23 protein-coding genes and 2 pseudogenes are annotated in these 22414 nt (G+C 66.5%); 9 read left to right on the top strand and 16 right to left on the bottom strand.

Annotation, left to right across the window (positions count from 1 at the left end; all coding sequences use genetic code 11):
* The first annotated feature begins 27 nt into the window (after positions 1-27).
* The 5 genes from KB879_RS09210 (at position 28) to KB879_RS09190 (ending at position 2156) form a co-directional block, all read left to right on the top strand.
* Positions 28-291 carry a hypothetical protein gene (locus KB879_RS09210; RefSeq protein WP_041228579.1) on the top strand — a complete coding sequence of 88 codons (264 nt, stop codon included), beginning with the start codon at positions 28-30 and terminating at the stop codon, positions 289-291.
* A gap of 610 nt (positions 292-901) precedes the next feature.
* Positions 902-1165 carry a hypothetical protein gene (locus tag KB879_RS09205; protein ID WP_153957110.1) on the top strand — a complete coding sequence of 88 codons (264 nt, stop codon included), beginning with the start codon at positions 902-904 and terminating at the stop codon, positions 1163-1165.
* Positions 1166-1229: 64 nt separating this feature from the next.
* Positions 1230-1493 carry a hypothetical protein gene (locus KB879_RS09200; RefSeq protein WP_114134388.1) on the top strand — a complete coding sequence of 88 codons (264 nt, stop codon included), beginning with the start codon at positions 1230-1232 and terminating at the stop codon, positions 1491-1493.
* Between the two features lie 67 nt (positions 1494-1560).
* Positions 1561-1824 (top strand): hypothetical protein, encoded by a 264-nt coding sequence (locus KB879_RS09195; RefSeq protein ID WP_211981046.1) that lies wholly within the window; start codon positions 1561-1563, stop codon positions 1822-1824.
* A gap of 68 nt (positions 1825-1892) precedes the next feature.
* On the top strand, positions 1893-2156 hold the full coding sequence (locus tag KB879_RS09190) for a hypothetical protein (RefSeq protein WP_041228579.1): 264 nt from the start codon (positions 1893-1895) through the stop codon (positions 2154-2156).
* Positions 2157-2319: 163 nt separating this feature from the next.
* Here the strand turns inward: KB879_RS09190 and KB879_RS09185 are convergent, their stop codons facing one another.
* The 5 genes from KB879_RS09185 to KB879_RS09165 form a co-directional block, all read right to left on the bottom strand.
* Positions 2320-3195 carry an ABC transporter permease subunit gene (locus KB879_RS09185; RefSeq protein ID WP_013952524.1) on the bottom strand — a complete coding sequence of 292 codons (876 nt, stop codon included), beginning with the start codon at positions 3193-3195 and terminating at the stop codon, positions 2320-2322.
* A gap of 10 nt (positions 3196-3205) precedes the next feature.
* A complete protein-coding gene (locus tag KB879_RS09180) occupies positions 3206-3982 on the bottom strand; it encodes a taurine ABC transporter ATP-binding protein (protein ID WP_013952523.1) in 777 nt (258 codons plus the stop codon).
* An 86-nt stretch (positions 3983-4068) separates the two neighbouring features.
* On the bottom strand, positions 4069-5067 hold the full coding sequence (gene tauA / locus KB879_RS09175) for a taurine ABC transporter substrate-binding protein (RefSeq protein WP_013952522.1): 999 nt from the start codon (positions 5065-5067) through the stop codon (positions 4069-4071).
* A gap of 269 nt (positions 5068-5336) precedes the next feature.
* Positions 5337-6317: an ABC transporter substrate-binding protein gene (locus KB879_RS09170; protein WP_041228578.1), complete on the bottom strand. Its 981-nt coding sequence runs from the start codon at positions 6315-6317 to the stop codon at positions 5337-5339.
* A 156-nt stretch (positions 6318-6473) separates the two neighbouring features.
* Complete coding sequence (locus KB879_RS09165) at positions 6474-6893, bottom strand: DUF1801 domain-containing protein (RefSeq protein WP_013952520.1); 420 nt, start codon at positions 6891-6893, stop codon at positions 6474-6476.
* Positions 6894-7114: 221 nt separating this feature from the next.
* Between KB879_RS09165 and KB879_RS09160 the strand changes: the two genes are divergently transcribed.
* Positions 7115-7585, top strand: coding sequence for a DUF1801 domain-containing protein (locus KB879_RS09160; protein ID WP_013952519.1), 471 nt, complete (start codon positions 7115-7117; stop codon positions 7583-7585).
* A 30-nt stretch (positions 7586-7615) separates the two neighbouring features.
* Here the strand turns inward: KB879_RS09160 and KB879_RS09155 are convergent, their stop codons facing one another.
* The gene (locus tag KB879_RS09155; protein ID WP_211981045.1) at positions 7616-8578 is read right to left on the bottom strand and encodes a GlxA family transcriptional regulator; all 963 of its coding nucleotides are present in this window, start codon (positions 8576-8578) and stop codon (positions 7616-7618) included.
* 181 nt (positions 8579-8759) lie between these two features.
* On the opposite strand from KB879_RS09155, the pseudogene KB879_RS09150 reads away from it, so the two are divergent.
* Positions 8760-9367 (top strand): annotated as a pseudogene (locus KB879_RS09150) (cysteine hydrolase family protein).
* An 84-nt stretch (positions 9368-9451) separates the two neighbouring features.
* Here the strand turns inward: KB879_RS09150 and KB879_RS09145 are convergent.
* From KB879_RS09145 to gtdA, 5 genes are all read right to left on the bottom strand, one after another.
* Entirely contained in the window at positions 9452-10792 is a 1341-nt protein-coding gene (locus tag KB879_RS09145) for an aromatic acid/H+ symport family MFS transporter (RefSeq protein WP_211981044.1), read from the bottom strand.
* A gap of 109 nt (positions 10793-10901) precedes the next feature.
* Positions 10902-12116 (bottom strand): 3-hydroxybenzoate 6-monooxygenase, encoded by a 1215-nt coding sequence (locus tag KB879_RS09140; protein ID WP_013952515.1) that lies wholly within the window; start codon positions 12114-12116, stop codon positions 10902-10904.
* A 27-nt stretch (positions 12117-12143) separates the two neighbouring features.
* Entirely contained in the window at positions 12144-12785 is a 642-nt protein-coding gene (gene maiA, locus KB879_RS09135) for a maleylacetoacetate isomerase (RefSeq protein ID WP_013952514.1), read from the bottom strand.
* A gap of 36 nt (positions 12786-12821) precedes the next feature.
* Positions 12822-13520 carry a fumarylacetoacetate hydrolase family protein gene (locus KB879_RS09130; protein ID WP_211981043.1) on the bottom strand — a complete coding sequence of 233 codons (699 nt, stop codon included), beginning with the start codon at positions 13518-13520 and terminating at the stop codon, positions 12822-12824.
* A 95-nt stretch (positions 13521-13615) separates the two neighbouring features.
* Positions 13616-14662, bottom strand: coding sequence for a gentisate 1,2-dioxygenase (gene gtdA / locus KB879_RS09125; protein WP_013952512.1), 1047 nt, complete (start codon positions 14660-14662; stop codon positions 13616-13618).
* A gap of 152 nt (positions 14663-14814) precedes the next feature.
* Here gtdA and KB879_RS09120 point away from each other — a divergent pair, with 152 nt between their 5' ends.
* Positions 14815-15735 carry a LysR family transcriptional regulator gene (locus KB879_RS09120; RefSeq protein WP_013952511.1) on the top strand — a complete coding sequence of 307 codons (921 nt, stop codon included), beginning with the start codon at positions 14815-14817 and terminating at the stop codon, positions 15733-15735.
* A gap of 10 nt (positions 15736-15745) precedes the next feature.
* Here KB879_RS09120 and KB879_RS39265 read toward each other — a convergent pair.
* Both KB879_RS39265 and KB879_RS09115 read right to left on the bottom strand, forming a co-directional pair.
* Positions 15746-15904, bottom strand: a pseudogene (locus tag KB879_RS39265) (porin); the annotation flags it as partial.
* Between the two features lie 10 nt (positions 15905-15914).
* Positions 15915-17270 carry a serine hydrolase gene (locus KB879_RS09115; RefSeq protein ID WP_013952510.1) on the bottom strand — a complete coding sequence of 452 codons (1356 nt, stop codon included), beginning with the start codon at positions 17268-17270 and terminating at the stop codon, positions 15915-15917.
* A gap of 200 nt (positions 17271-17470) precedes the next feature.
* Between KB879_RS09115 and KB879_RS09110 the strand changes: the two genes are divergently transcribed.
* On the top strand, positions 17471-18382 hold the full coding sequence (locus tag KB879_RS09110) for a YihY/virulence factor BrkB family protein (protein WP_013952509.1): 912 nt from the start codon (positions 17471-17473) through the stop codon (positions 18380-18382).
* 22 nt (positions 18383-18404) lie between these two features.
* Here KB879_RS09110 and KB879_RS09105 read toward each other — a convergent pair whose 3' ends face one another.
* The 3 genes from KB879_RS09105 to KB879_RS09095 are packed head-to-tail and all read right to left on the bottom strand — an operon-like array spanning position 18405 to position 22411.
* On the bottom strand, positions 18405-19355 hold the full coding sequence (locus tag KB879_RS09105; RefSeq protein WP_211981042.1) for a GTP-binding protein: 951 nt from the start codon (positions 19353-19355) through the stop codon (positions 18405-18407).
* The gene (locus tag KB879_RS09100) at positions 19352-21016 is read right to left on the bottom strand and encodes an amidohydrolase (RefSeq protein ID WP_371827396.1); all 1665 of its coding nucleotides are present in this window, start codon (positions 21014-21016) and stop codon (positions 19352-19354) included. Before KB879_RS09100 ends, KB879_RS09105 begins: the two co-directional genes overlap by 4 nt.
* A gap of 12 nt (positions 21017-21028) precedes the next feature.
* A complete protein-coding gene (locus KB879_RS09095; RefSeq protein ID WP_013952506.1) occupies positions 21029-22411 on the bottom strand; it encodes a sodium:solute symporter in 1383 nt (460 codons plus the stop codon).
* Positions 22412-22414: the final 3 nt, after the last annotated feature.

Here is a 22414-nt window from a genome sequence, read left to right as displayed (position 1 = left end):
TCAACCGAATCCCCAAGGAGACTTACCATGCAATCGACCCTCATGATCAAGGACCTGCCGTTCGACCAGGAACTGGACGGCAAGACCATGTCCGCTGTGCGCGGTGGCAGCGCCTACTCACTTGTCGGCGGCAACTATCAGAACGTCGTCGGCGGCGGCGGCTTTGCCAGCCCGACCATCGGCTTGCAGGTCGGGCCGACCGTGAACACGATCGACGCCAGCTCGCACCTCAGCCTGAAGATGCCCACCATGCAGAACTTCGGCAACGGCACCCAGGTGGCTGCGCTGTAACGGGACCGAGGTGCGTCGCCCCCGCTTCAACGGGTGGCGACGCAACTTGGAGTCCGCAGCGGAAGATACAACCTACGGTATTCCAGTCCGGAGCCCGTAGCACTTGCCGGCCTTGGCAAGCACTCGACAGGTTTTCAGCAGTCTGAACCCGCCCTATTCTGGGCGGTTTTTTTTTCTTCGCCGGACCTTGGGGCCGCGCTTCGAGCGCGGCCATTTGCGTGCCATCACGGCGGCGGCCATCTCGCATCAGTGGCGCGCTCGCCGGCCACCAGGCCGCACAAATCGCGCGCGTCCAGGCAGAGAGCTGACCAACCGAAGCCCGGTGTCATTGGCTTCAAGGCGGCTTGGCTCGACGCAGTCAGTTCTCGGGGGGCAACTGTATTCGTTGGGCCAACAGTGCCGTGAAATGAGTTGGCCTACGCCCAACACCAACCCTGACAAATTTTCGCCCGACGGATCTCAGAAGGCACCAAGATTCCATGAAAAATCCTTTATTTTCAATATGTTAGTCAGCTAACTGCAGCGCCCTCCCGGACCTGGCACGGCCCATGCTCTATACCCTTCGAGCGCAACAAACGTGCTCCCCCAACCGAACCCCAGGAGACTCACCATGCAATCGACCCTCATGATCAAGGATCTGCCGCTCGACCAGGAACTCGACGGCAAGACCATGTCCGCTGTGCGCGGCGGCCACGCCTTCTCTCTTGTCGGCGGCAACTTTCAGAACGTCATCGGCGGCGGCGGCTTTGCCAGCCCGACCATCGGCGTGCAGATCGGGCCGATCGTGAACACCATCGACGCGAGCACACACCTCAACCTGAAGCTTCCCACCCTGCAGAACTTTGGCAACGGCACCCAGATGGTCGCGCTGTAACGCTGCATGCGGGAGTCCCGCCGACGCGGGACTCTCCTCAACCGAACCCCCAAGGAGACTCACCATGCAATCGACCCTCATGATCAAGGACCTGCCGCTGGACCAGGAACTCGACGGCAAGACCATGTCCGCTGTGCGCGGCGGCCACGCCTACTCTGTTGTCGGCGGCAACGCCCAGAACGTCGTCGGCGGCGGCGGCTTTGCCAGCCCAACCATCGGCCTGCAGGTCGGGCCGACCGTGAACACGATCGATGCGAGCACGCACCTCAGCTTGAAGATCCCCACCCTGCAGAACTTCGGCAACGGCACCCAGGTGGCCACGCTGTAACAACGCTGCATGCGGGAGGCCCGCCGAGGCGGGACTCCCCTCAACCGAACCCCCAAGGAGACTTACCATGCAATCGACCCTCATGATCAAGGACCTGCCGCTCGACCAGGAACTGGACGGAAAGACCATGTCCACCGTGCGCGGCGGCCACGCCGTCTCTGTTGTCGGCGGCAACGCCCAGAACGTCGTCGGCGGCGGCGGCTTTGCCAGCCCGACCATCGGCTTGCAGGTCGGGCCGACCGTGAACACGATCGACGCCAGCTCGCACCTCAGCCTGAAGATCCCCACCATGCAGAACTTCGGCAACGGCACCCAGGTGGCCACGCTGTAACAACGCTGCATGCGGGAGGCCCGCCGAGGCGGGACTCCCCTTCAACCGAATCCCCAAGGAGACTTACCATGCAATCGACCCTCATGATCAAGGACCTGCCGTTCGACCAGGAACTGGACGGCAAGACCATGTCCGCTGTGCGCGGTGGCAGCGCCTACTCACTTGTCGGCGGCAACTATCAGAACGTCGTCGGCGGCGGCGGCTTTGCCAGCCCGACCATCGGCTTGCAGGTCGGGCCGACCGTGAACACGATCGACGCCAGCTCGCACCTCAGCCTGAAGATGCCCACCATGCAGAACTTCGGCAACGGCACCCAGGTGGCTGCGCTGTAACGGGACCGAGGTGCGTCGCCCCCGCTTCAACGGGTGGCGACGCAACTTGGAGTCCGCAGCAGAAGATACCGCCTGCGCTATCTTCCACTGCATTCTCCGGCCAAGTCTGAACGGCTCATCGTGCCCCCTGGGGGGATGATGATCCCGGAGCTACACCCTCACCTCACATCCGTCCCTTCCAGGGCACCAGGACCTTCGCCAGCTTGCGCATCAGCAGGTCGAACACGTAGGCGATCAGCCCGATCAGCACGATGCCCATGATCACCACGTCTGTACGCAGGAAGTTGGAGGCATTGAGCACCATCTGGCCAAGGCCGGCGGTCGCGGCCACCATTTCAGCGGCGACCAGGGTGGTCCACCCGAAGCCGATGGCAATGCGCATCCCGGTCAGGATATCGGGCAGTGCGGCGGGTATCACCACGTGGCGCACCACCTGCCACGGCGTGGCACCCATCGAGTAAGCCGCGTTGATCTGCTCGATGGTGACCGAGCGCACGCCGGCCTGGGCCGACATTGCCAGCGGCGCGAAGCAGGCCAGGAAGATCAGCAGCACCTTCGAGGTCTCGTCGATGCCGAACCAGATCACGATCAGCGGCAGGTACGCCAGCGGCGGCAGGGGACGGTAGAACTCGATCGGCGGATCGAAGACGCCGCGTGCGATGCGCGACACCCCCATCATCACGCCGATCGGCACCGCCGTGACCACCGCCAGCCCGAAGGCGCCGAACACGCGCAGCATGCTGGCCGCGAAATGCTCGGTCAGCGGCTGGCCGCCCTGCAGGTTGCCCTGCCAGGCATCGATAAAGGCGGTGACGATCGACTCAGGCGTGGGCAGGAACAGCGGCGGCAGCCAGCGCAGATGGCTGGCAAGCCACCACAACGCGAGCAGCAGGACCACGGTGATGGTGGAGATGCGTGAACTTGACCCCTCGCCGGGCAGGCGGTAGCCCGAAACGGTCTTCATTTGCTGGCTGGCCCCGGCCGCTGCGGCTTTGGTGACGCGCGGCGTGGGTTCGATGCGTTGGACGGAAGCGGGCATCTCGTGTTCCTCAGGCGGTGGCATGGATCAGATCAATGATCTCTTCGCGATAGCGGATGAATTCCGGGTCGGCCTTGACTGCACGGGCGTCCCCGCATTCGATGAAGCGCCGCGCGAACGGCAGTTCATAGGTGTGCGCGATGCGGCCAGGCGACGGCGTCATGACAATCAGCCGCGTGGCCAGGAACAGCGCCTCTTCCACGCTGTGCGTGATAAAGAAAACAATCTTCTGTTCCTTGGCCCAGAGCTTGAGAATCAGCGCCTGGATCGATTCGCGCGTCAGCGCGTCGAGCGCGCCCAGCGGCTCGTCCATCAGCATCACGGCCGGATCACAGGCGAGCGCGCGGGCAATCCCGACGCGCTGCTGCATGCCGCCCGAAAGCTGATAGACCGGCTTGCTGGCGACATCTTCCAGCCCGACCGCGGCCAGCTTCTCATGCGCGACCCGCAGCCGCTCGGCACGCGATACGCCGCGCAGGCGCAATCCGAGCGCGACGTTGTCCGCCACGCTGAGCCACGGCATCAGGGCGTGCTTCTGGAACACCACGCCGCGTTCGGCACCCGGCCCGCGCACCACCTTGCCGGACAGCCGGATCTCGCCTTCCGAGGGTTCCATGAAGCCTGCGATGCACGACAGCAAGGTGGTCTTGCCGCAGCCCGAGGCACCGAGCGCCACGACGAAATCGCCGCGCTCCATGGTGAGGTTGACTTGCGACAGGGCCAGCGTTTTGGCGCCGCCTGCGACGCCATAGTTGACACTGAGATTATCGATTTCAAGCTTGTACATGATGGGCTTCCGCAACAGGACTTTCGGGGCGGCCGCGCCGGACTGGCTTGCGCGCGGCGGCCATCTTCAGCGCGATGGGCGCGGCGTCAGCGCAACGCCCGCTTCGCCCATTCCGCGTTGACGCCCGGGCCATAGTCCGGCAAGACGGTCTGGATGGTGCCCTGCTCCTTGAGGAACTGCGCCGCGGACTGCAGCGCGCGCGCCGCGCCGCCGCCCAGCCAGCGCTCCGACACCTGCTCCTGCAGCGTGGGGAAGGCGTACAGCGCCATGCTCGCGGGTACGGTCTCGGCCTTGGCGCCAGACACCTTGGCCACCGCCTTCACCATGGGCGAATCGGGGGTCCACGACGCCTTGTTCTTGCGGTAGTTGTCATCCGCGGCGGCCAGCACGCGCACCAGCTTGACCATGAACTCCGGGTTTTCACGGGCAAACTTCTTGTTGGCGATCATACCGTCGAAGGTGGCCTTGCCGGTGTCGGCGGCAATCTGGCCGGAGGTCATCAGCACGGTGCCTGACTGCTTGAGCTTGGCCAGCACCGGGTCCCAGATAAAGGTGGCGTCGATATCGCCGCGCTCCCAGGCGGCGGCTACCTCGGGCGGCCGCATGTTGACAATGCGGACGTCCTTCGGATTGATCTTGGCGCGCTCCAGTGCGACCAGCGTGTGGTAGTGCGTGGTTGACACGAAGGGCACGCCGACGCGCTTGCCCTTCAGGTCGGCGACGCTGGCGATCTTGCTGCCATTGCGCGCCACCATCGCCTCGGCTGCGTTGATGTCGTCCAGGATCCAAAAAAGTTCGACATCCAGCCCTTGCGACAGCGCCGACGCAATCGGCGAAGTGCCGGCCTCGCCAATGGCGATCTGGCCCGAAGCCATGGCGCGGATCACATCCCCGCCACCGCCGAACTGCCGGAACGAAACCGTGTAGCCGGTCTGCTTTTCCAGTTCCTTCATGTCCTGCGCGTAGCGCCAGGGCACCACCATGTCCTGGTAAGCAATCACTACATTCTTGCTCTGGGCGTGTGCGGCTGGCGCCAGCGCGGCCACCAGGGCGAAATACGTCGCTATCTGCTTGATCCACCGCATGGTTGTGCTCCTCGGAAGGGAAATATGTTTGGGGGTCACGGCTTTATAGGTGAGGGCCATTCCGGGCCTATAGGACCAGTTGCCCGCATTCGCTGGAACCAGAACGGGCCGCGCCGGCGCAGGCCGCGCCAGGCCGTGAAATGCGCTGGCGCGGGGCGGCGTCAATCATGGAAATCCTTAGCGGCTACCGACGAGGCTTTGGTCGTGCCGGAGGCGCTTCCCGAGGCCGTCGAAGATCCCGGTGCACGGCCTGATGCCGCCCGCGGCGGTCAGGCGGTAAGGGAGAACCCGGAGTCGAAGGTCTGCCGCACATCGAGCCGTTGCTTGAGCAGCCCAACTTTCTGGTAGAAATCCGCCGTGCGCTGCTGCTCGGCGAGCAGTTCGGCATCGATGCTCCGCCATTGCGTGTGCCGCCGCTCGAACTGCAGCCGTGCCGCCTGCGGCGGGATCCCGATGATGCGGGCGAGGGCCGCCGAGAACTCCGGTACGTGCTGGTAGGACCATTGCTGCGCACGCACCACCCGGCGCAGGAAGTCCTGCAGCACCACGCGCTTGGCCGCCAGCGCGGCATCGGTGGCCGCCAGGTAGCTGAGGCCGGACCACAGCCCGCGTCCGCTGACCAGCACGCGCGCGTGGCCGCTCGTTTCCACCATCGCGGTATAGGGTTCCCACGTCGCCCACGCATCCACCGAGCCGCTGCTCAACGCGAGCTTGGCATCCGCCGGCGGCAGGAAGCGGAGGTTGGCGTCCTCCGGCTTCAGCCCCGCGGATTCCAGCGCCTTGAGCGTCACCAAGTGCCCGATCGAGCCACGGTTCGTGCCGATGCTCTTGCCTTTCAGGTCGGCGGCCTGCCGCAGCGGCGAGTCGGGCCGCACCAGGATTGCCGTGCCGTAGGGGTCAGAGCGGTTGGCGCCGATCAGCTTGATCCGCGTGCCGGCCGCCAGCGCGAAGATCGCCGGGGCATCGCCGATCGGGCCGCTGTCGACCGCGCCCGCGTTCAGCGCCTCGGCAAGCGGTGCCGCGGCAGGGAACTCGGTCCATTGAATGTCGTAGCCCAGGCCCTCGAGCGCGTTGGCGGACTCGAGCAGCGCGCGCAGGCCGCCCTTCTGGTCGCCGGCTTTCAGGACCGGGCGCCCCTGCGCTTGCGCACTGCTGGTGGCGAAGGTGGTAAAGGAAAGGATGGGGCCGGAGGCGAGCGCGGCCGTGGCGGCGGCGCCCTGGCGCAGGAACTGTCGTCGGGAAGCGGTCATAGCATTCGCGGGGAGATGGAAACCCACGAACGTACGCGCGCAGCGCGCGAAAACCAACGAAGAAATCCGGCATTCCATATGCGTGGAGCATGCCGGCCGGGACCTTCGTTGCGAAGCTCAGGCGCGCGCCCGCACGCCAGGACGCTTCGCGTCCCTTTACTCTTTACGCTCTTGTGCTTTCGCCCGGGTAGCCGCGGGCGCTGCCTTCTTCTTCGACTTGCCCTGATTGAACGCAATCGCGGCAAGGATGAGATTCTTCATGGCACTCGCGTCAATCTTGTCGCCCTCGAAGAGATCGATCGCGCGCCACTTGTTGCCGCCGAGGCCGGCGTTGAAGAGCTTGTCAGGATCCGGCAGGCTGGCCCCATTGGTGAAGGTGATCTTCACCTTCTCCTTGTGCGCGTTGGCGACTGCGATCATGCCGTCGCGCGACCACACCGGGCTTCCCATCCATTTCCATTCCTCGATGATCTCGCCATCGGCCTCAAGGATGGTCTTGCGCAGGCTGGCCAGCGTCTTGCCACGCCAGTCGGTGAGTCCTGCGATCAGCTCGTCGATACGTTCCGATGGATTCATTGGATCCCTATTCCTCGAATTGGTCCCGTGGATGAGGCAGCTCACGTTCGACAATGGCAGAGAGCGTTTCGGTCGATCCCTCGTTCATCGCTCCATCCGTTTCAGCAGGTTAGCATAGCCCGATTGTTGTGCTTCATGCACTGTCGTCAGCAGCCATGCCTGCCCTGGGCGACTTGGCCTGTCTGTCAGGCAGTCAGCGTGTATTCGATGGAGTGAAGGCAATGGCGAACCAACCATCCAGGAAGCCGGCGCACGCCGCAACGAAGACCCCGGCCAGGCGGGCCGCTGCCAGCCCGCCCCTGCTCGCCGGCGGCAACCCCCAGATCGCGAAGGCCGACGGAGATGCCCCCGTGCAGGCCTACATCGCCGCCATGCCGGGCTGGAAACACGACGCCGGGCGCCGCCTCGACGCGCTCATCCAGCGCACCGTGCCTGACGTCCGCAAGGCAGTGAGGTGGAACTCGCCCTTCTATGGCATCGAGGGTCAGGGCTGGTTCCTCAGCTTCCATTGCATGACGAGGTACATCAAGGTGGCATTCTTCCGTGGCATGTCGCTGCGCCCTGTTCCCCCTGTCGAGTCCAAGGACGAGAACACGCGTTACTTCCACATCCACGAAGACGACGAGCTTGACGAGGCGCTGGTGGCAAGCTGGATCCGGCAGGCATCGGAACTGCCTGGCTGGGCTCCGTAAGCCCCTGTCCTCAGAACCAGGCCCCGTTGGTCAATCCGGCAGCACCGCACCGCCAAACTGCTTGCGGTAGGCAGACGGAGAAACGGCGAAGGCCTGGGTGAAGTGCTGCCGGAACGAAACGGCGGATCCAAACCCTACCAGCTCGGCGATGAGGTCGACCCCCTTGTCCGTCGTCTCCAGCAGGCGCTGCGCCGCCGCCAGCCTGTGGTTCAGCACCCACTGCGTCACCGTTGTGCCAGTCTTCGCCTTGAAGCGCCTGGTGAAGTTGCGCCGGCTCATCCCGGCCCTCTCCGCCAGCGTGTCCAGTGCCAGCGCCTGGTCCAGGTTCTCGATGGCCCAGTCCAGGGTCGTGCTGAGCTTGTCCGCGCCATCCATCCGGGGCAGCGGCTGTTCGATGTACTGGGCCTGGCCGCCATGCCGGTGCGGGGCAACGACCATGCGGCGGGCCACCCGGTTGGCGACCTCCGCGCCATGGTCGCGGCGCAGCAGGTGCAGGCAGCAATCCAGGGCGGCCGCCGTCCCGGCCGAGGTCAGGATGTCGCCATCGTCGATATACAGGGAGTTGCGATCGAGCCTGACCTTCGGATACCGGTTCGCAAAGTCATCGGCCCAGGCCCAATGCGTGGCCGCCGTGCGCCCGTCCAGCAAACCCGCCTCGGCAACCACGAACGTACCCAGGCAAAGGCCGGCAATCCGCGCGCCCCGCACGCTGGCGGTTTGCAGCGCTTCCACCAGGGCCTGGGGCGGGCGCTCCGCAGGGTCGCGCCAGGCCGGCATGATGACCGTATCCGCCTCGGCCAGCACCGAAAGGTCGTGCCCGACCTCGATCCTGAAACCGGACATGGTTGGAATCAGCCCGGTCTTCTCGCCGCAGATGATCAGCCGGTAGCGCGGCACGCCCAGCCGGGCAAGATCGTCGCCAAACACGATACAGGGCACGGACAGGTGGAAGGGGCTGATGCCTTCGAAGGCGATCACCGCGACGGTATGCATTGCATTCTCGCAGTCAGGGACAGGGATTGAAGTTGGCCCAATTCTATCGGATGCTGTCCATCGGGCCACTTTCGGGGTTCCAGCGGGCGTTGGAAACTACATCCCATGCCGCGGTTGCGGTGATTGGGGCGGCCTCCTCGGCAACGGCGCCGCCCTCTTCTTCTCCATGACGAGGACCACAATGAACCACCCGACGATTCGCACCATGGCCGGCGCACCGGCCCCCACCGCTATCGAAGCCGCCAGCAGCGCCTTGCTGGTGATCGATTTCCAGAATGAGTACTTCAGCGGCAAGATGCCGATTCCGGACGGCGCGCGCGCCCTGGGCAATGCGCAACGCCTGATCGCTCACGCGGATGCGGCAGGGATTCCTGTTGTCCACATCCAGCATGTGACGCCCGCGGGCAGCCCCATCTTTGCGGAACAGAGCGCCAGCGTGAAATTCCACAGCGACCTGCAGCCGGCGCGCATCACACGGTATTGCAGAAGACCTCGGTCAGCGTGTTCCCGACGACCGACCTGGACCAGCGCCTCAAGGCCGCCGGCATCAAGACCCTGATCATCACGGGCCTGATGACCCATGCCTGCGTGTCGGGCGCGGCGCGCGATGCGGTGCCGCTCGGATACGGCGTGATCGTGGCGGAGGATGCCTGCGCAACGCGCGACCTGGATACCGCCGGCGGCGTGGTGCCGCACCGGGACCTGCACCGGGCCGCGCTTGCCACCATCGACGACACCTTCGGCGATATCCTGACGACCGAGCAGGTGTTGAAACTGCCGATCGCCTGATCGATCGCCGACAGCCGTGGTGCCGAGGGGGAGAACGTCAGGCCATGCACCTCCCCCTCAGTCAATGGCTCCCGCCGCCCGCTTTCAGACTGCCAGGCGCTCCACCGCGCCCTGACGCCTGACCATCCCCAACGAGAACATCGACAACCCCGCGACCAGCGCCGGCACGCCAATCAACGCAAACAACGCCGACATGCCCAGGCCCATCGACAACATGGTCGCCCCGCCGACCGACCCCACCACCGAGCCCATCCGGCCCACGCCGTTGGCCCAGCTCACGCCTGTGGCACGGCAGTCCGTCGGATAGAAGCTGGCGGACAGCGCATTCGCACCCACCTGCGACCCTGAGATGCAGAAGCCCGCCAGGAACACCGCCATGCCCGCGGCCACCGGCTCGGAAGCAACGCTGCCCACCGCCGCAATGCCAAGCGCCGCCAGCGCATAGCTGGATGCCAGCACATAGTGCGGATTGATCCGGTCCATCAGCCAGCCCAGCGCAATCGCCCCTATCGTCCCGCCGATCTGGAACATGGTTGTCACCAGCGCGGCCGTGCGCAACGAATGGCCGGCAGTGCGCAGCAGCGTCGGCAGCCAGCTGGACAGCAGGTAGATCACCAGCAGGCTCATGAAGAACGTCAGCCAGAACAGCAGCGTGCCCCGCAGCAGTTCGGGCCGGAACAGGTGCCGCACGGGCGAGCTGGTGCTGCGCTGTTCGCCGACCACGAAGGTGGCGTCGCGCAGGTCGGCTTGCGGCGCGATCTTCTGCAGCGTGGCGACGATGCGTTCGCGCTGCTTGCCGGCCAGCACGAGGTAGCGCACCGATTCCGGCAGCAGCCACTGCAGCAGCGCCGCCAGCATCAGCGGCATGACCCCGCCGGCCACCAACACCGAGCGCCAGCCAAAGGCGTCGATCAGCCCGGCCGAAGCCAGTCCGCCGAAAGCCGAGCCCAGCGTGAAGCCGCAAAACATGGTCGTGACCAGGAACGAGCGCCGCTTCTCCGGACAGAACTCCGAGGTCAGCGTGATGGCGTTGGGCATGGCCCCACCCAGGCCCAGGCCAGTCAGGAAGCGCAGCAGCACCAGCGTCCACAGGTCATGCGACCAGGCCGAGGCCAGGCTGGCGGCACCGAAGAACAGCACCGACAGCACCAGCACGCCCTTGCGGCCGAAGCGGTCGGCCAGTGGGCCGAAGAGGAAGGCGCCGACCATCAGGCCGCCGAGCCCGGCGCCGAACAGCGGCGCCAGCTGGGCCGGCGTCAGTTGCCATTCCGCGCGGATGGCTGGTGCGATGAAGCCGATCGCCGCGGTATCGAAACCATCGACCGCAACGATCAGGAAGCAAAGCGCGACGATGCTCACCTGGAACGCCGACAGCGGCTGGCGGTCGATGAACGCGGTGACGTTCAGGGGTTGGCTGGCAGGCATGGTGGTCTCCTCCTTGATGCCAGGATTAGGGGCGAGTCACGCCCGGCGGCCTTATAGGCGGCCGCCAGGTCGTTTCGGATTGACTGCGAAGAAAGGTTGCGTCAGCGGCTTACAGCCACGGCGTGGGGCTCAGGCACTTGTCGGCACGCCAGCCATGCAGCCACTGCAGCGCGTCGTAGAACTGCGCCTGCGTGCGGCCGGTCCACAGGCTGTTGCGCACCAGCCGGTCCACGCCCTTGGCGTGATAGACGCGGCCCATGTCGCGCGCGGCGTAGAGCACGCGGGCGGTGCGCGGGATGCGGGCCTGCTCGTAAAGCTTGAATGCCGCTTCGAAATCACCGCCGGCCACCTTCACCGCTTCACCCAGCGTGACCGCATCTTCCAGTGCCTGGCAGGCGCCCTGCGCCACGTACTGCGTCATCGGGTGCGCGGCGTCGCCGAGGATGGTGGCGCGGCCGAAGCTCCAGCGCTCGACCGGATCGCGGTCGGCGGTGGCCCAGCGCTTCCACGAGGTCGGGCGGTCCAGCATCTGGTGCGGCAGCGGGTGGATGCCGTCGAAGTACGACAGCACCTCTGCCTTGCTGCCGTCGCGCACGCCCCAGGTCTCCTCCTCGCGGCTGTGGAAGGTCACCACCAGGTTGTACTGCTGGCCGCCGCGCAGCGGGTAGTGGACCAGGTGGCAATGCGGGCCGGCCCACACCACTGGTGCGTTGACCTGCAGGTCCTGCGGCATGTCGGCGACATCGACCACGGCGCGGTAGACCACATGGCCGGTGACGCGGGGCTCATCGCCGATCAATGCCTGGCGGATGGCGGACTTGACGCCGTCGCAGCCGATCACCGCGTCGCCATGGTGATGCTCGCCGTGCTGGTCGATCACGGTCACGCCCTTGTCGTCCTGCAGCAACTGCTCTACGCGCGTGCTGGTGCGGAACGTGATCAGCGGATGGTCCTGCACCGCCTCCAGGATCGACAGGTGGATATCGGCGCGATGGATCACCGCATACGGGTTGCCGAAGCGCTCGCGGTAGGCCTGGCCCACATCGACCCGGGCGATCTCGCTGGTGTCGATCGCATCGCGCAGGCTGAGGTAGTCGGTAAAGACCGCGCGGCTGCGTGCGGCCTCGCCGACGCCGAGCGCGTCGAGCGCAGCAAAGGCGTTGGCGGCCAGCTGGATGCCCGCGCCGATCTCGCCGATCTGCTCGGCCTGCTCCAGCAGTTCGATGCGGATGCCCTGGCGTGCCAGCGCCAGCGCCGCGGCCAGGCCGCCGATGCCGCCGCCGATGATGAGGACCTTGCCGGTCGCGTTGTTGGTACTGCTCATGTCTTGTCTCCTGGCCTGCGCGATGCGTCAGGCGGTATGGTCGGGCTGGCGCCCGGGCGCCGCCTGGGCAAAGGCGGGATGGGCGCTGGCGTGGGCGTAGACCGCCATCGCGCGCTCGTACCGGCCCAGGTCGCAGCCCATGCGCAGGGCGTTGGCAACCTGCGGCACCAGCGCGACGTCAGCGAGCGTCGGCGCATCGCCGAAGCACCACCTGCCATGTCCGTGCAGCGCCAGCAGGCGCTCCACGCCGGCCATGCCTTCATCGACCCAGTGGCGGTACCAGGCATCCTTCTGCTCGGGCGTGACCTTCAGCACATCCTGCAGGTAGCGCAGCATGCGCAGGTTGTTGACTGGGTGAATGTCGCAGCCGATCAGCGTGGCCAGTTCCAGCACCCGCGCTCGCTGCACCGGGTCTTGCGGGAGCAGGCGCGGTTCGGGATGGAGCGCATCCAGGTAGTCGATGATCGCGAACGACTGCCCGAGCGCAAGACTGCCATCCACCAGCGCGGGCACGGTCGCGGACGGGTTGATGCTTTCGACATACTCCGGCGCGCGGTGCTGGCCGGTGCGGATATTGACCGGCAGGTAGTCGTACGGCAGGCCTTTGAGGGCCAGCGCGATGCGCACCCGGTAGGACGTCGAGCTGTTGAAGAAACTATAGAGCTGCATGATCGGTAATGCCTGTGTGCTGCGATTCACGGGGGGTCAGACCACGCGCACGGTCAGCTCGCCGAGGCCGTCCACGCCCGTGACCATGGTCTCGCCGGCCTTGACCGCGCCAACGCCTTCCGGCGTGCCGGTGAAGATCACATCGCCCGGCTCCAGGCGGAAGAACTGCGACAGGTAGGCCACCGTCTCGGCCACCGACCAGATCAGGTGCGACACGTCGCTGCGCTGCTTCGTTTCACCGTTGACGGTCAGCCAGATGCCGGCCTGCTGCGGGTGCCCGATCTCGCTGGCACGGTGGATCGGCGCCACCGGCGCCGAGGCATCGAAGGCCTTGCCGATTTCCCAGGGGCGGCCCATCTCGCGCATCTTCATCTGCAGGTCGCGGCGGGTCATGTCGAGGCCGACGGCATAGCCCCACACGTGTTCGAGTGCCTGTTCGACCGGGATATCCGAACCGGCCTTGCCGATCACGGCCACCAGTTCGGCCTCGTAGTGGTAGTTCTGCGTCTGCGCCGGATAAGGCAGGTCCAGCGTGGTGCCGGCCTGCACCGGGACGATCGCGTCGGCCGGCTTGCAGAAGAAGAACGGCGGCTCGCGGTCGGGATCGAAGCCCATCTCGCGCGCATGGGCGGCGTAGTTGCGGCCCACGCAGTAGACGCGGCGCACGGCGAACTGGTCGTCGCTGCCGGCAACGGGGATGGAAACGGTGGCGGGGGGCGTGAAGACGTAGGACATGGTTCGGAATTTCCGGAGGTCGTCAGGTAAGCGGGAGCCTCCGGCGGTGCGCGCAGGCACCGCCCGGGGCAGGTCGGATCAGGGTTGCGGGAGGCTCAGGTGCGCGCTTCGCGTAGCAGGTTCATCGCGGACAGCACGGGCCGGTCGGAATAGCTGAACAGCACCGCGTCTTCCAGCGCGCCCAGTTGCACCGGCGCCCACGACGGGGCCACGAAAATATCGCGCGGCTCGAACTGGAACTGGTCGTCGCCGATGCGCACCGTGCCGCGCCCTTCCACCACGCTGTAGATGGTGGCGTCGGTGCTGCGGTAGGTCTTGCCCTGGAAGCCCGCCGGCAGGTACTGCATGAAGGTGGCGATGGTCGGCATCGGCCAGCCGCCGGTGGCCGGGTTGATATAGCGCAGCTTGACGCCGTCCCAGGCATCGAGCTCGCCGTTGCGGTAGAGCTGGTCCAGCGCCTCGCGCGAACGCTCGTACGGGTAGCTGAAAATCGGTGAAGTGGGATCGGTCACGCGGTGCCGCACCGGCACCATGTTGTGGCCGAAGCGGGCAAAGCTGTCGCCCTCGACGCGGGTCACGGGCTGCTGGGCTTCCGGGTAGTTCTCGGCAAAGCCGGCATCGAACTGCTGCACCAGCGGGATATCCAGCCCGTCCAGCCACACCACCGGCTCGCCGCCGTCCTCGACGGCAGGGTTGCCATGGTCATGCCAGGTCCACGACGGCGTGATGATGAAGTCGCCGGGGTGCATGGTGGTGCGCTCGCCGTTGACCGCGGTCCAGGCGCCCTTGCCTTCGACGATAAAGCGCAGCGCGGACTGGGTATGGCGGTGGCTGGGCGCGATTTCGCCCGGCAGGATCAGCTGCAGGCCGGCGTACAGCGTGGAGGTGATGCTCGACTTGCCCGGGATCCCCGGGTTCTCCAGCACCAGCACGCGGCGCACCGCTTCCTCGGCGCTGATGACGCCGCCGGCCTGCATGACCAGCGGGCGGATCTGGGCGTACTTCCAGATGGCGGGAACGATCTGCGGCCGCGGTTGCGGCGGCACCAGCGCGTGCAGCGACTCCCACAGCGGGGTCATGTGGCTGCGGCCGATTTCTTCGTAATAGGCCACGCGGGCCGGGTCTGGGGTGTGTTCGGACATGCTGTCTCCGTAACTTTATGCAGGGCTTTGGGAGCGCTTTTGTGGGTGCGTGTCATCGCTCGCACCGTCTTGTTGTCGTTATACGCGGCGCCCTATAAGATTTGAAATGAACTTTTCATCTTATCGATACGATTTTTTATATAGGTAGCCCCATGGACTGGACCCAGAGATTGCGGCTGCGCAACCTGCAGATGCTGCTGAGCCTGGCCGAGACCGGCAATATGAGCCAGTCGGCGGCCATGCTGAACACGACCCAGCCGGGCCTTTCCAAATGGCTGAAGGACCTGGAGGACGATATCGGGCTGCCACTGTTCGAGCGCCAGGCGCGCGGGCTGCGGCCCACGCCCTATGGCGAGTCGCTGATCGAGCACGCACGCCGGATCGAGGCCCAGCTGGATACTGCGCGCGACGACCTGCAGGCCATGCGCGACGGCGGCAGCGGGATTGTGGTGGTGGGTACGTCGGGCGCGTCGTCGGCGGATACCGTGCCGCTGGCAGCGCTGCATTTGCTGCAGCAGATGCCCCGCGCCAGCGTGCGGCTGGTGGAAACGACCATGGACCGGCTGATGAGCCAGCTGGCACACAGCGAGCTGGATATCGTGGTGGGACGCTCCGCCCCCGAACTGCAGGACGCGCACATGCGCACCGAATCGCTCTACATGGAGCCGATCCACTTCGTCGCCCGGCCCCGCCATCCGCTGCTGCAGGGCGCTGGCATCGGCTGGGACGACCTGTATCGCCACCGCTGGGTGGTGTGGCCGCGCGGCACGCCCATCCGCAACGCGCTGGAAGGCGCGCTGGCCAGCGCCGAGCGTGCCCTGCCGGCCGATTGCGTGGAGAGCAATTCCACCGTGCTGAATCTCACGCTACTCAACAACAGCGACATGATCGGCCTGGCCTCGCACCGCACCGCGCGCCGGCTGGAAGAGCTGGGCGCGCTGCGCATCGTGCCGCTGCGGCTGGCGGGGTTCGGCTCGGTGTCGATGTACTGGCGTGACGACGCGCAGTCGCGCGCGGCGGTCATGGCCATGCTGGATTGCCTGCGGCGGGCGGCGGGGGCACCGCAGGACTAGGTGCGGCACAGAATCGATGCCGCATCCCCACCGCCACGGCCGTCATGCTGCGATGCCCGCTGCCGAGGAAATACCCGTTGGCAAAGCTCACCGCCGAGGTATCGAAGTTGATGCCGGCATGCTGGACATAGGCCGTCGTCAGATAGACGTCGGTACGCTTTGACAGGCTGTCGCGTGGGTCAGCGGCTGACCGCGCGATGGATCGCGAGCGCCGCGGCCACCATGGCCTCGGCGGATTCCAGCGCCCGGCCCGGATCGTCGCGCTTGCGCACCCCAGCCGCGCTGGTCGCACGCGCGGCGCCGTCCGGGTTGGCGGAGAACTTCACCACCGTCAGCCCCCTGGCCGGGTTGATATAGATCTTCTGTCCGAAGCGCCCGCTGGCCTCGATGCTGCCGTCGCCGTCGTTGCGCTGGAACCAGTAGTTGCGGTAGCCATAGCCATCGCGGCCCGGCATGGTGTTGCCGCGCGCAAAGCGGGCCTGGTTGCCGGCCGGCTGCAGCGCAATGCGCACCGCCGCCGGCGAGATCCCGCCCGAGGCGTCGCCCGCGGCCGCCCGGCGCACCGCCTCGGCAAAGCGGGCGGCGTCGCGCAGCGTGGAATTCATGCCGCCGCTGGCCATTTCCGTGCCCTGGCGGTCCACCTGGGTGTAGGCATCATCGTCGGCAAAGCGGGACCACAGCCGCTCGGTCACCAGCTGCGCCCAGCTCTTGCCGGTGATACGCCGCAGCGCCCATGCCACCGCTTCCGGCGAGCCGTTCTGGTAGTACCAGACGCCGACTTCGTCGCGCCCGCCGGTGGCGTGGACGACCTTGAGGAAGTCATAGATGGTGTCCGGCGCATCCGCCTTGCGCGGCACGATCCCCACCGCCCCGAACAGCCCCAGGTCCGGCGGCAGCCCCTCCGGGTAGCCCACCGGCACCTCCATATCCAGGTTCTGCTGTACCGTGGCCTCGCCGAACGGATTGCCGGCCAGTTCCGGCACATACTGCGCCAGCCGGGCCTGCGGATCGAGCTTGCCCTCTTCGACCAGCATGGCGGCCAGCAGACCGGTGACGGACTTGGTCATCGAGGCCCAGATATGCGGCTGGTAAGGACCAAAGCCAGCGAGGTAGCGCTCATAGACGACCTTGCCCTGGTGCAGCACGATAAAGCCGTCGGTATGGGTGTCGCGCAGGTAATCGGCCAGTCGGGCAGTCTTGCCCGCCACGGCAAACGTGGTGCCATCCAGTTCCGTACCGGGCTGGCCGGCCAGGGCCAGCGGCTGGCTGGCATGCCGGATGCCCGCCGTTGGCGACATCTCGCGCGCATGCCGGAACGCCCAGCGCATATACGGCGGACGCAGCCCGCTGCCGCGGCTGACTTGCTTGTCGGGCGGCGGCGGAAAGCCCTGCATGACCTCGTCCTCGGCAACGACCAAAGGCTGGCCGGTGCCCTGCGCCAGCGCAACGCTCATCGGCGCTACCAGCAGCGCCACGGCCAACCACGCCCGACTGCGTCCGAATCCCGTCCTGCGCGTCACTGTTTGCGCTTGCATGCTGTCTCCATTCCTGTCCAGGCGCTTGCACGGACGGTGCGCCGCCTTGTATGCATGAGGTGCAAGCCTGCATGGTGCAGGCCGCGGGCGCCATCTTGGCGGATGCGGATCCTGACCTCAATGATGCGTTCGGAATAGAGCCATAACCCGGTGGAATGTCAGGCCCCGAAGCCGCATAATGGCGAAACCCTTCCTCTCCGATGTCTGCCATGCAGCTTCCCGACGCCCGCGTCCGCGACCTGCTCCGCCATCCGGGGCGCTTTGCCTGGCACACGCTCAGGCAGTTCCGCGCCAACCAGGGCCTGCTGCTGGCCGGCGCGGTGGCCTACTACGCGCTGCTGTCGATCGTGCCGCTGCTAATCCTGATGATCATTGCCCTGTCGCACGTGATCGGACCAGACCTGCTGTTGTCCACGCTCGCGCGCTACCTGGAGTGGGTGGTGCCGGGGCAGTCCAGGGCCCTGATCTCCGAGCTTGCCGCCTTCCTGCGCAACCGCGGCACGATCGGCTGGGTACTGCTGGGCACCATGCTGTTCTTCAGTTCGCTCGCCTTCACCGTGCTGGAGAATGCCATGTCGGTGATCTTCGAGCACCGCGTGTCGATCCGGCGCCGGCATTTCCTGGTCTCGGCGCTACTGCCCTATTGCTACATCGCGGTACTGAGCGTGGGCCTGCTGCTGGTCACGGTGGTGTCAGGCGGCCTGCTGGCCATCGGCGAACGGCATGTGGAAGTGCTGGGCCGCGACTGGTCGCTGGACCGGCTCTCGACCGGCCTGCTCTACCTGCTCGGCTTCATTGGCGAGGTGCTGATGCTGACCTCGATCTACATGGTGATGCCGGTTGGCAGGCTGTCGCTGCGGCATGCGCTGAGCGGCGCGTTGATTGCGGCCGTGCTGTGGGAAGTCTCCCGTCATGTGCTGGCATGGTACTTCACCACGTTGTCGCAAGTGAGCCGGGTCTATGGTTCGCTGACCACGGCGATCGTGGTGCTGCTGAGCTTGGAGATTGCGGCGACCTTGCTGCTGCTGGGGGCGCAGGTGATCGCGGAGTTCGAGCGTGGCGGCTGGGAAGGAAAGCCAGCGCACGCGGAACCGGAAGAATTCCACACCTGAGCGGCACCATTCACGCGCCCGCTCAGGCGAGCGCCAGATCGAGGCAGGCGCGGATACGCCTCTCCTCCTCCGCACCGAAGGCGCCGATAAATACCAGTGCAGACCCTGCCGCATCGCCTTGCGCCATCGGATTCAGCCGCATGCGGCCCGCGACCACATGCAGTTCATGCAGGCGCGGATCGGCTGCCAGCCTGACCATACCCTTCGCGCGCAGCAGGCGCACCGGCAGCGTCTTCAGCGCCTGCCGCAGCCGCATCTTGTCGAAATCGCGGCCGGTCTGGTATGAAATGCTGCGGATGCCGGCGTGCACGGTGCCGACGGGTCGCCGCCAGTGCCCGCCTGCCTGCAGCACGGCATCGCCATGTGGTTCCGGCAAGGCGGCGTCGACAAAGACCGACAAGGGCACCTCGCCCTCGCATGCGCTCAGCACCGCAGAACGCGGCGCGATGGCGCCGACCGTGGCGGCAGCCATTGCCAGTGCATCCGCATCGGCAAGGTCTGCCTTGGTCAGCACCACCACCGAGGCCCCCGCGATCTGCAGCCGCACCATGTCGCCCACCAGCGGATCGTGCAGGCTGTGGGCGACCTCGGTCACGTCCACGGCCACCACCACGGCATTGAGCACAAAGGCCCGATCCAGCAAGCCGACCTGCGCAATACGCTGCGGGTCCGAGACACCGCTGGCCTCGATCACCAGCAGGTCGGGCCGCTGCTCCCTTGCTGCGATGGCCACGAGCGCCTCGGCCAGCCGGCCGCCGATCGAGCAGCAGATACAGCCGTTCTCCAGCTGGATCACGTCGTCGCTGCGCGTGCGGATCAGCGCGGCATCGATATTGATCTCGCCGAAGTCGTTGACCAGCAATGCGATGCGGCGCCCGTGCGCGTTGGCCAGCAGGCGGTTGAGCAAGGTGGTCTTGCCGGCGCCAAGGTAGCCGCCGACCACCACCAGCGGGACCGGAGCCCGCGCGTTCATCGGGCCGGCGCCGGGAACACGCGCCCGCCCAGCACCGTGCCCCAGACGCGCACGTCCTTCAGGCATGCGGGAGCCACTGTGGTCGGGTCATCTTCCAGCACGGCAAAGTCGGCCAGCTTGCCAGGCGCGATGCTGCCGATGCGGTGATCGAGCTTCAGCGTATAGGCCGCACCCATGGTGATGGCATACAGCGCGTCGGCGACGGTCAAGCGCTCCGCTTCGCCCAGCACGCTGCCGGAGGCCGTCTGGCGCTGCACCGCGCACCACGCCGTGAAGAGCGGGTTCAGCGGCGTGATCGGCGCATCGGAGTGGATCGCAAACGGAATGGCCAGCTTGCGCGCAGTGCCCGCCGGGTTCATGCGCGCGGCGCGCGCCGGTCCCACGGTCTGGCCGGCATGCGCATCGCCCCAGTAGTACAGGTGGTTGGAGAAGAAGTTGATGCACAGGCCCAGCCGCGCCGCGCGCGCGAGCTGTGCCTCGTCGGCCAGCTGGCAGTGCTGCAGCGTATGGCGATGGTCCGCGCGCGGATGGCGCGACAGCATGGCTTCGAGCACGTCCAGCACCACTTGCGTCGCCTCATCGCCATTGGTGTGGATATGCAATGGCAGGCCGGCCAGGTGGAACGGCGTGAAGGCGTCGAGCAGTTGCTCGGGCGGGATCAGCCACAAGCCATTGGCCTGTCCGCCGGCATAGCCGGGCGCACGCAGGCGCGCGGTAAAGCCCTGGATCGAGCCGTCGACGATGAACTTGACCGGACCGAAGCGCAGCTTGTCGGTACCGGCCGCCGCCGCGGCCTGCACGCGGGCGGGGCCGCCCTGTGCATTGCGCTGCGGCGAGAACGCCGGGACGATGCGCAGTGGGAAGCCGGGGTCGGCAGTGACCGCCTGCAGCGTCTCCAGCCCCTTGGGCGACAGGTCGTTGACCAGGTCAGTCGCCGTGGTCACGCCCGCCAGTTGCGCCACGCGGCCGAAGCGGCGCACCGCGTCAGCATTCTCGGCCGCCGCCAGCGACAGGCCGCTGCCAAGCACGCGCTGCACCGGGAACATCGCGGCGAATTCCTGCAGCTCGCCGGTGGGCAAGCCCCGCGCGTCCTTGTGCACGCCGTCGATATCTGTGTCCTCGTCGATGCCGGCCCGCGCCAGCATCGCGGAATTGACGTTCATCAGATGCACGCTGGCATGCATCACCACGATGGGCCGCGTGGCCGAGACGCGATCCAGCTCGCGCACCGACAGCCGGCTGGCGCCGAAATAGATCGGGTCGAAGCCCCAGGCTAGCAGCGGCGTGTCCGGGTCATGCATCTGGCTTGCCGCGCCCGCCAGGCGATCGATCACCTGCTCCAGCGTGCGCAGACCGCGCCACAGCTTGCCGTCCGGATCGCGGCGGTCGAAGTAGCCGACGTAGACCGCATCCCACATCGCGCCTTCCATCAGGTGGCAATGGCCTTCCACCAGCCCGGGCATCAGCACCTTGTCGCGGAAAGTGTCGACCTGCACCGCATCCGGCCAGCCGGCCATCTCGGCCGCGCCGCCCACGGCAAGGATCTTGCCGTCGCGCACCGCGACTTGGGTCGCCTCGGGCTGGCCGGCTTCCATCGTGAGGATCTTGCGCGCCACGAATACCTGCGTGCGCGCCGTGTCGTCTTGTGTCATGAATTGCATGAGTCCGTTCATTCACGACGCCTGCACGCGGGCCAGGCGGGGTGCGTAGTTCACCAGCGCGATCACCAGCAGGTTGACGCACAGGCTGACCAGCCCGAGGTTGATGCCGCCGAAATCGACCTGCTGCACATACAGCGCGATCGCCAGTGCCTGGCCGGTGACGATGCCGAGCGCAATCGCCAGCGGCCGCACCTTCAGCGAGAACAGGATCACCAGCACGCCAGGGAAGAACTGCGTCACGCCGTAGTAGGTGGTGTTGATCAGCGTCAGCATCAGGTTGGGCGTGGCCAGCGTCATGGCGATGGACAACACTAGGTAGATCACGATCACCACCTTGGCGCCCTGCTTCTGGCGCGCCTCGGGCATGCCGGGCAGCAGGTTGCGCGTGACAATGGGGCCGATCGCCAGGCAGATGCCGGCCAGCACCAGCAGCCCCGACAGCGCGGCGCCGGCGGTCACCAGTCCGAGCAGCCAGTCCGGCAACAGCCGCACCGCCGCCGCGAAGAAGGCCTCGTTGGGGGAGGCGAGCTGCAGGTTCTGGCTGATCGCGTAGTACGACGCCAGCACCAGGAACGGATACATCAGCATGTACAGCGGCATCGCCACCTGCGTGCGCCGGATGGTGTTGGCGCTCTTGGCCGTGAAGAAGTTCTGCACCGCGAACGGCATCACGTAGAAGCCCAGTGCCTGGAACAGCATGGTGCTCATCGAGAAGCGCAGCTGGGTGTCATTCATCTGATTGCTGACCTGCATGCTGGCGGCATGGAACACGTCGCCCACGCCCGCCTTCCAGCCCACTGCAACGCCGGTGGCGACGATCGCCACCACCATCAGGATGTCCTTGAGGATGGCGATATAGGCCGATGCGCGCACGCCGGAGATGGCAATGTAGGTAAAGGCCAGCGCCGCCGAGATCATCACCAGGTACACCGGCTCGAACTCCCAGCCCAGCCCCTTGAGCGCCGCCACCAGCCCGGTGAACTGCAGCTGGCCCCAGGGCAGCAGGAACAGGATCGCCGAGCCCGCCACGATCAGCTCCAGCGCACGGCTGCCGTAGTGGCCCTTGAACAGGTCCGGCAGCGTGATCGCGTTATAGCGCGCGCCGGCCTGCCAGATCTTGGGCCCGAGGAAATAGCCGAGCGGATACGCCAGCAGGATGTAGCCGAGGAACCAGACCCCGTAGGTCGGCCCCTTGGCGTAGATGCCACCGGGAAAGCCCACCATCGTGCCGATGCTGTAGATCTCGCCCGCGGCCAGAAAGAACACCAAGTAGGCGCCGAACTGCCGCGACGCCACGAAGAAATCATGCACGCTCTGCGCGCCGTGGCCCTTCTTCGAGCGGATGGCGAGATAGAGCGAGAAGACGATAAAGCCGAGGAATACCGCTGTGGTCATGAT

It is taken from the genome of Cupriavidus sp. KK10 (genome assembly GCF_018223725.1).
Taxonomy (GTDB): Bacteria; Pseudomonadota; Gammaproteobacteria; order Burkholderiales; family Burkholderiaceae; genus Cupriavidus; species Cupriavidus necator.
Note: the sequence above shows the minus strand (reverse complement) of the source record. Positions and strands in the feature narration are given on the sequence as shown.

Bases quoted from the DNA above. Each gene is read 5' to 3' on its own strand.
- KB879_RS09165 (WP_013952520.1), bottom strand. From the start codon at position 6,893: ATGAATCCATCGGAACGTATCGACGAGCTGATCGCAGGACTCACCGAC.
- KB879_RS09120 (WP_013952511.1), top strand. From the start codon at position 14,815: ATGGACTGGACCCAGAGATTGCGGCTGCGCAACCTGCAGATGCTGCTG.
- KB879_RS09180 (WP_013952523.1), bottom strand. From the start codon at position 3,982: ATGTACAAGCTTGAAATCGATAATCTCAGTGTCAACTATGGCGTCGCA.
- KB879_RS09145 (WP_211981044.1), bottom strand. From the start codon at position 10,792: ATGCCTGCCAGCCAACCCCTGAACGTCACCGCGTTCATCGACCGCCAG.
- maiA (WP_013952514.1), bottom strand. From the start codon at position 12,785: ATGCAGCTCTATAGTTTCTTCAACAGCTCGACGTCCTACCGGGTGCGC.
- KB879_RS09160 (WP_013952519.1), top strand. From the start codon at position 7,115: ATGGCGAACCAACCATCCAGGAAGCCGGCGCACGCCGCAACGAAGACC.
- tauA (WP_013952522.1), bottom strand. From the start codon at position 5,067: ATGCGGTGGATCAAGCAGATAGCGACGTATTTCGCCCTGGTGGCCGCG.
- KB879_RS09155 (WP_211981045.1), bottom strand. From the start codon at position 8,578: ATGCATACCGTCGCGGTGATCGCCTTCGAAGGCATCAGCCCCTTCCAC.
- KB879_RS09140 (WP_013952515.1), bottom strand. From the start codon at position 12,116: ATGAGCAGTACCAACAACGCGACCGGCAAGGTCCTCATCATCGGCGGC.
- KB879_RS09105 (WP_211981042.1), bottom strand. From the start codon at position 19,355: ATGAACGCGCGGGCTCCGGTCCCGCTGGTGGTGGTCGGCGGCTACCTT.
- KB879_RS09110 (WP_013952509.1), top strand. From the start codon at position 17,471: ATGTCTGCCATGCAGCTTCCCGACGCCCGCGTCCGCGACCTGCTCCGC.
- gtdA (WP_013952512.1), bottom strand. From the start codon at position 14,662: ATGTCCGAACACACCCCAGACCCGGCCCGCGTGGCCTATTACGAAGAA.
- KB879_RS09115 (WP_013952510.1), bottom strand. From the start codon at position 17,270: ATGCAAGCGCAAACAGTGACGCGCAGGACGGGATTCGGACGCAGTCGG.
- KB879_RS09100 (WP_371827396.1), bottom strand. From the start codon at position 21,016: ATGCAATTCATGACACAAGACGACACGGCGCGCACGCAGGTATTCGTG.
- KB879_RS09205 (WP_153957110.1), top strand. From the start codon at position 902: ATGCAATCGACCCTCATGATCAAGGATCTGCCGCTCGACCAGGAACTC.
- KB879_RS09095 (WP_013952506.1), bottom strand. From the start codon at position 22,411: ATGACCACAGCGGTATTCCTCGGCTTTATCGTCTTCTCGCTCTATCTC.
- KB879_RS09185 (WP_013952524.1), bottom strand. From the start codon at position 3,195: ATGCCCGCTTCCGTCCAACGCATCGAACCCACGCCGCGCGTCACCAAA.
- KB879_RS09190 (WP_041228579.1), top strand. From the start codon at position 1,893: ATGCAATCGACCCTCATGATCAAGGACCTGCCGTTCGACCAGGAACTG.
- KB879_RS09200 (WP_114134388.1), top strand. From the start codon at position 1,230: ATGCAATCGACCCTCATGATCAAGGACCTGCCGCTGGACCAGGAACTC.
- KB879_RS09170 (WP_041228578.1), bottom strand. From the start codon at position 6,317: ATGACCGCTTCCCGACGACAGTTCCTGCGCCAGGGCGCCGCCGCCACG.
- KB879_RS09210 (WP_041228579.1), top strand. From the start codon at position 28: ATGCAATCGACCCTCATGATCAAGGACCTGCCGTTCGACCAGGAACTG.
- KB879_RS09130 (WP_211981043.1), bottom strand. From the start codon at position 13,520: ATGTCCTACGTCTTCACGCCCCCCGCCACCGTTTCCATCCCCGTTGCC.
- KB879_RS09195 (WP_211981046.1), top strand. From the start codon at position 1,561: ATGCAATCGACCCTCATGATCAAGGACCTGCCGCTCGACCAGGAACTG.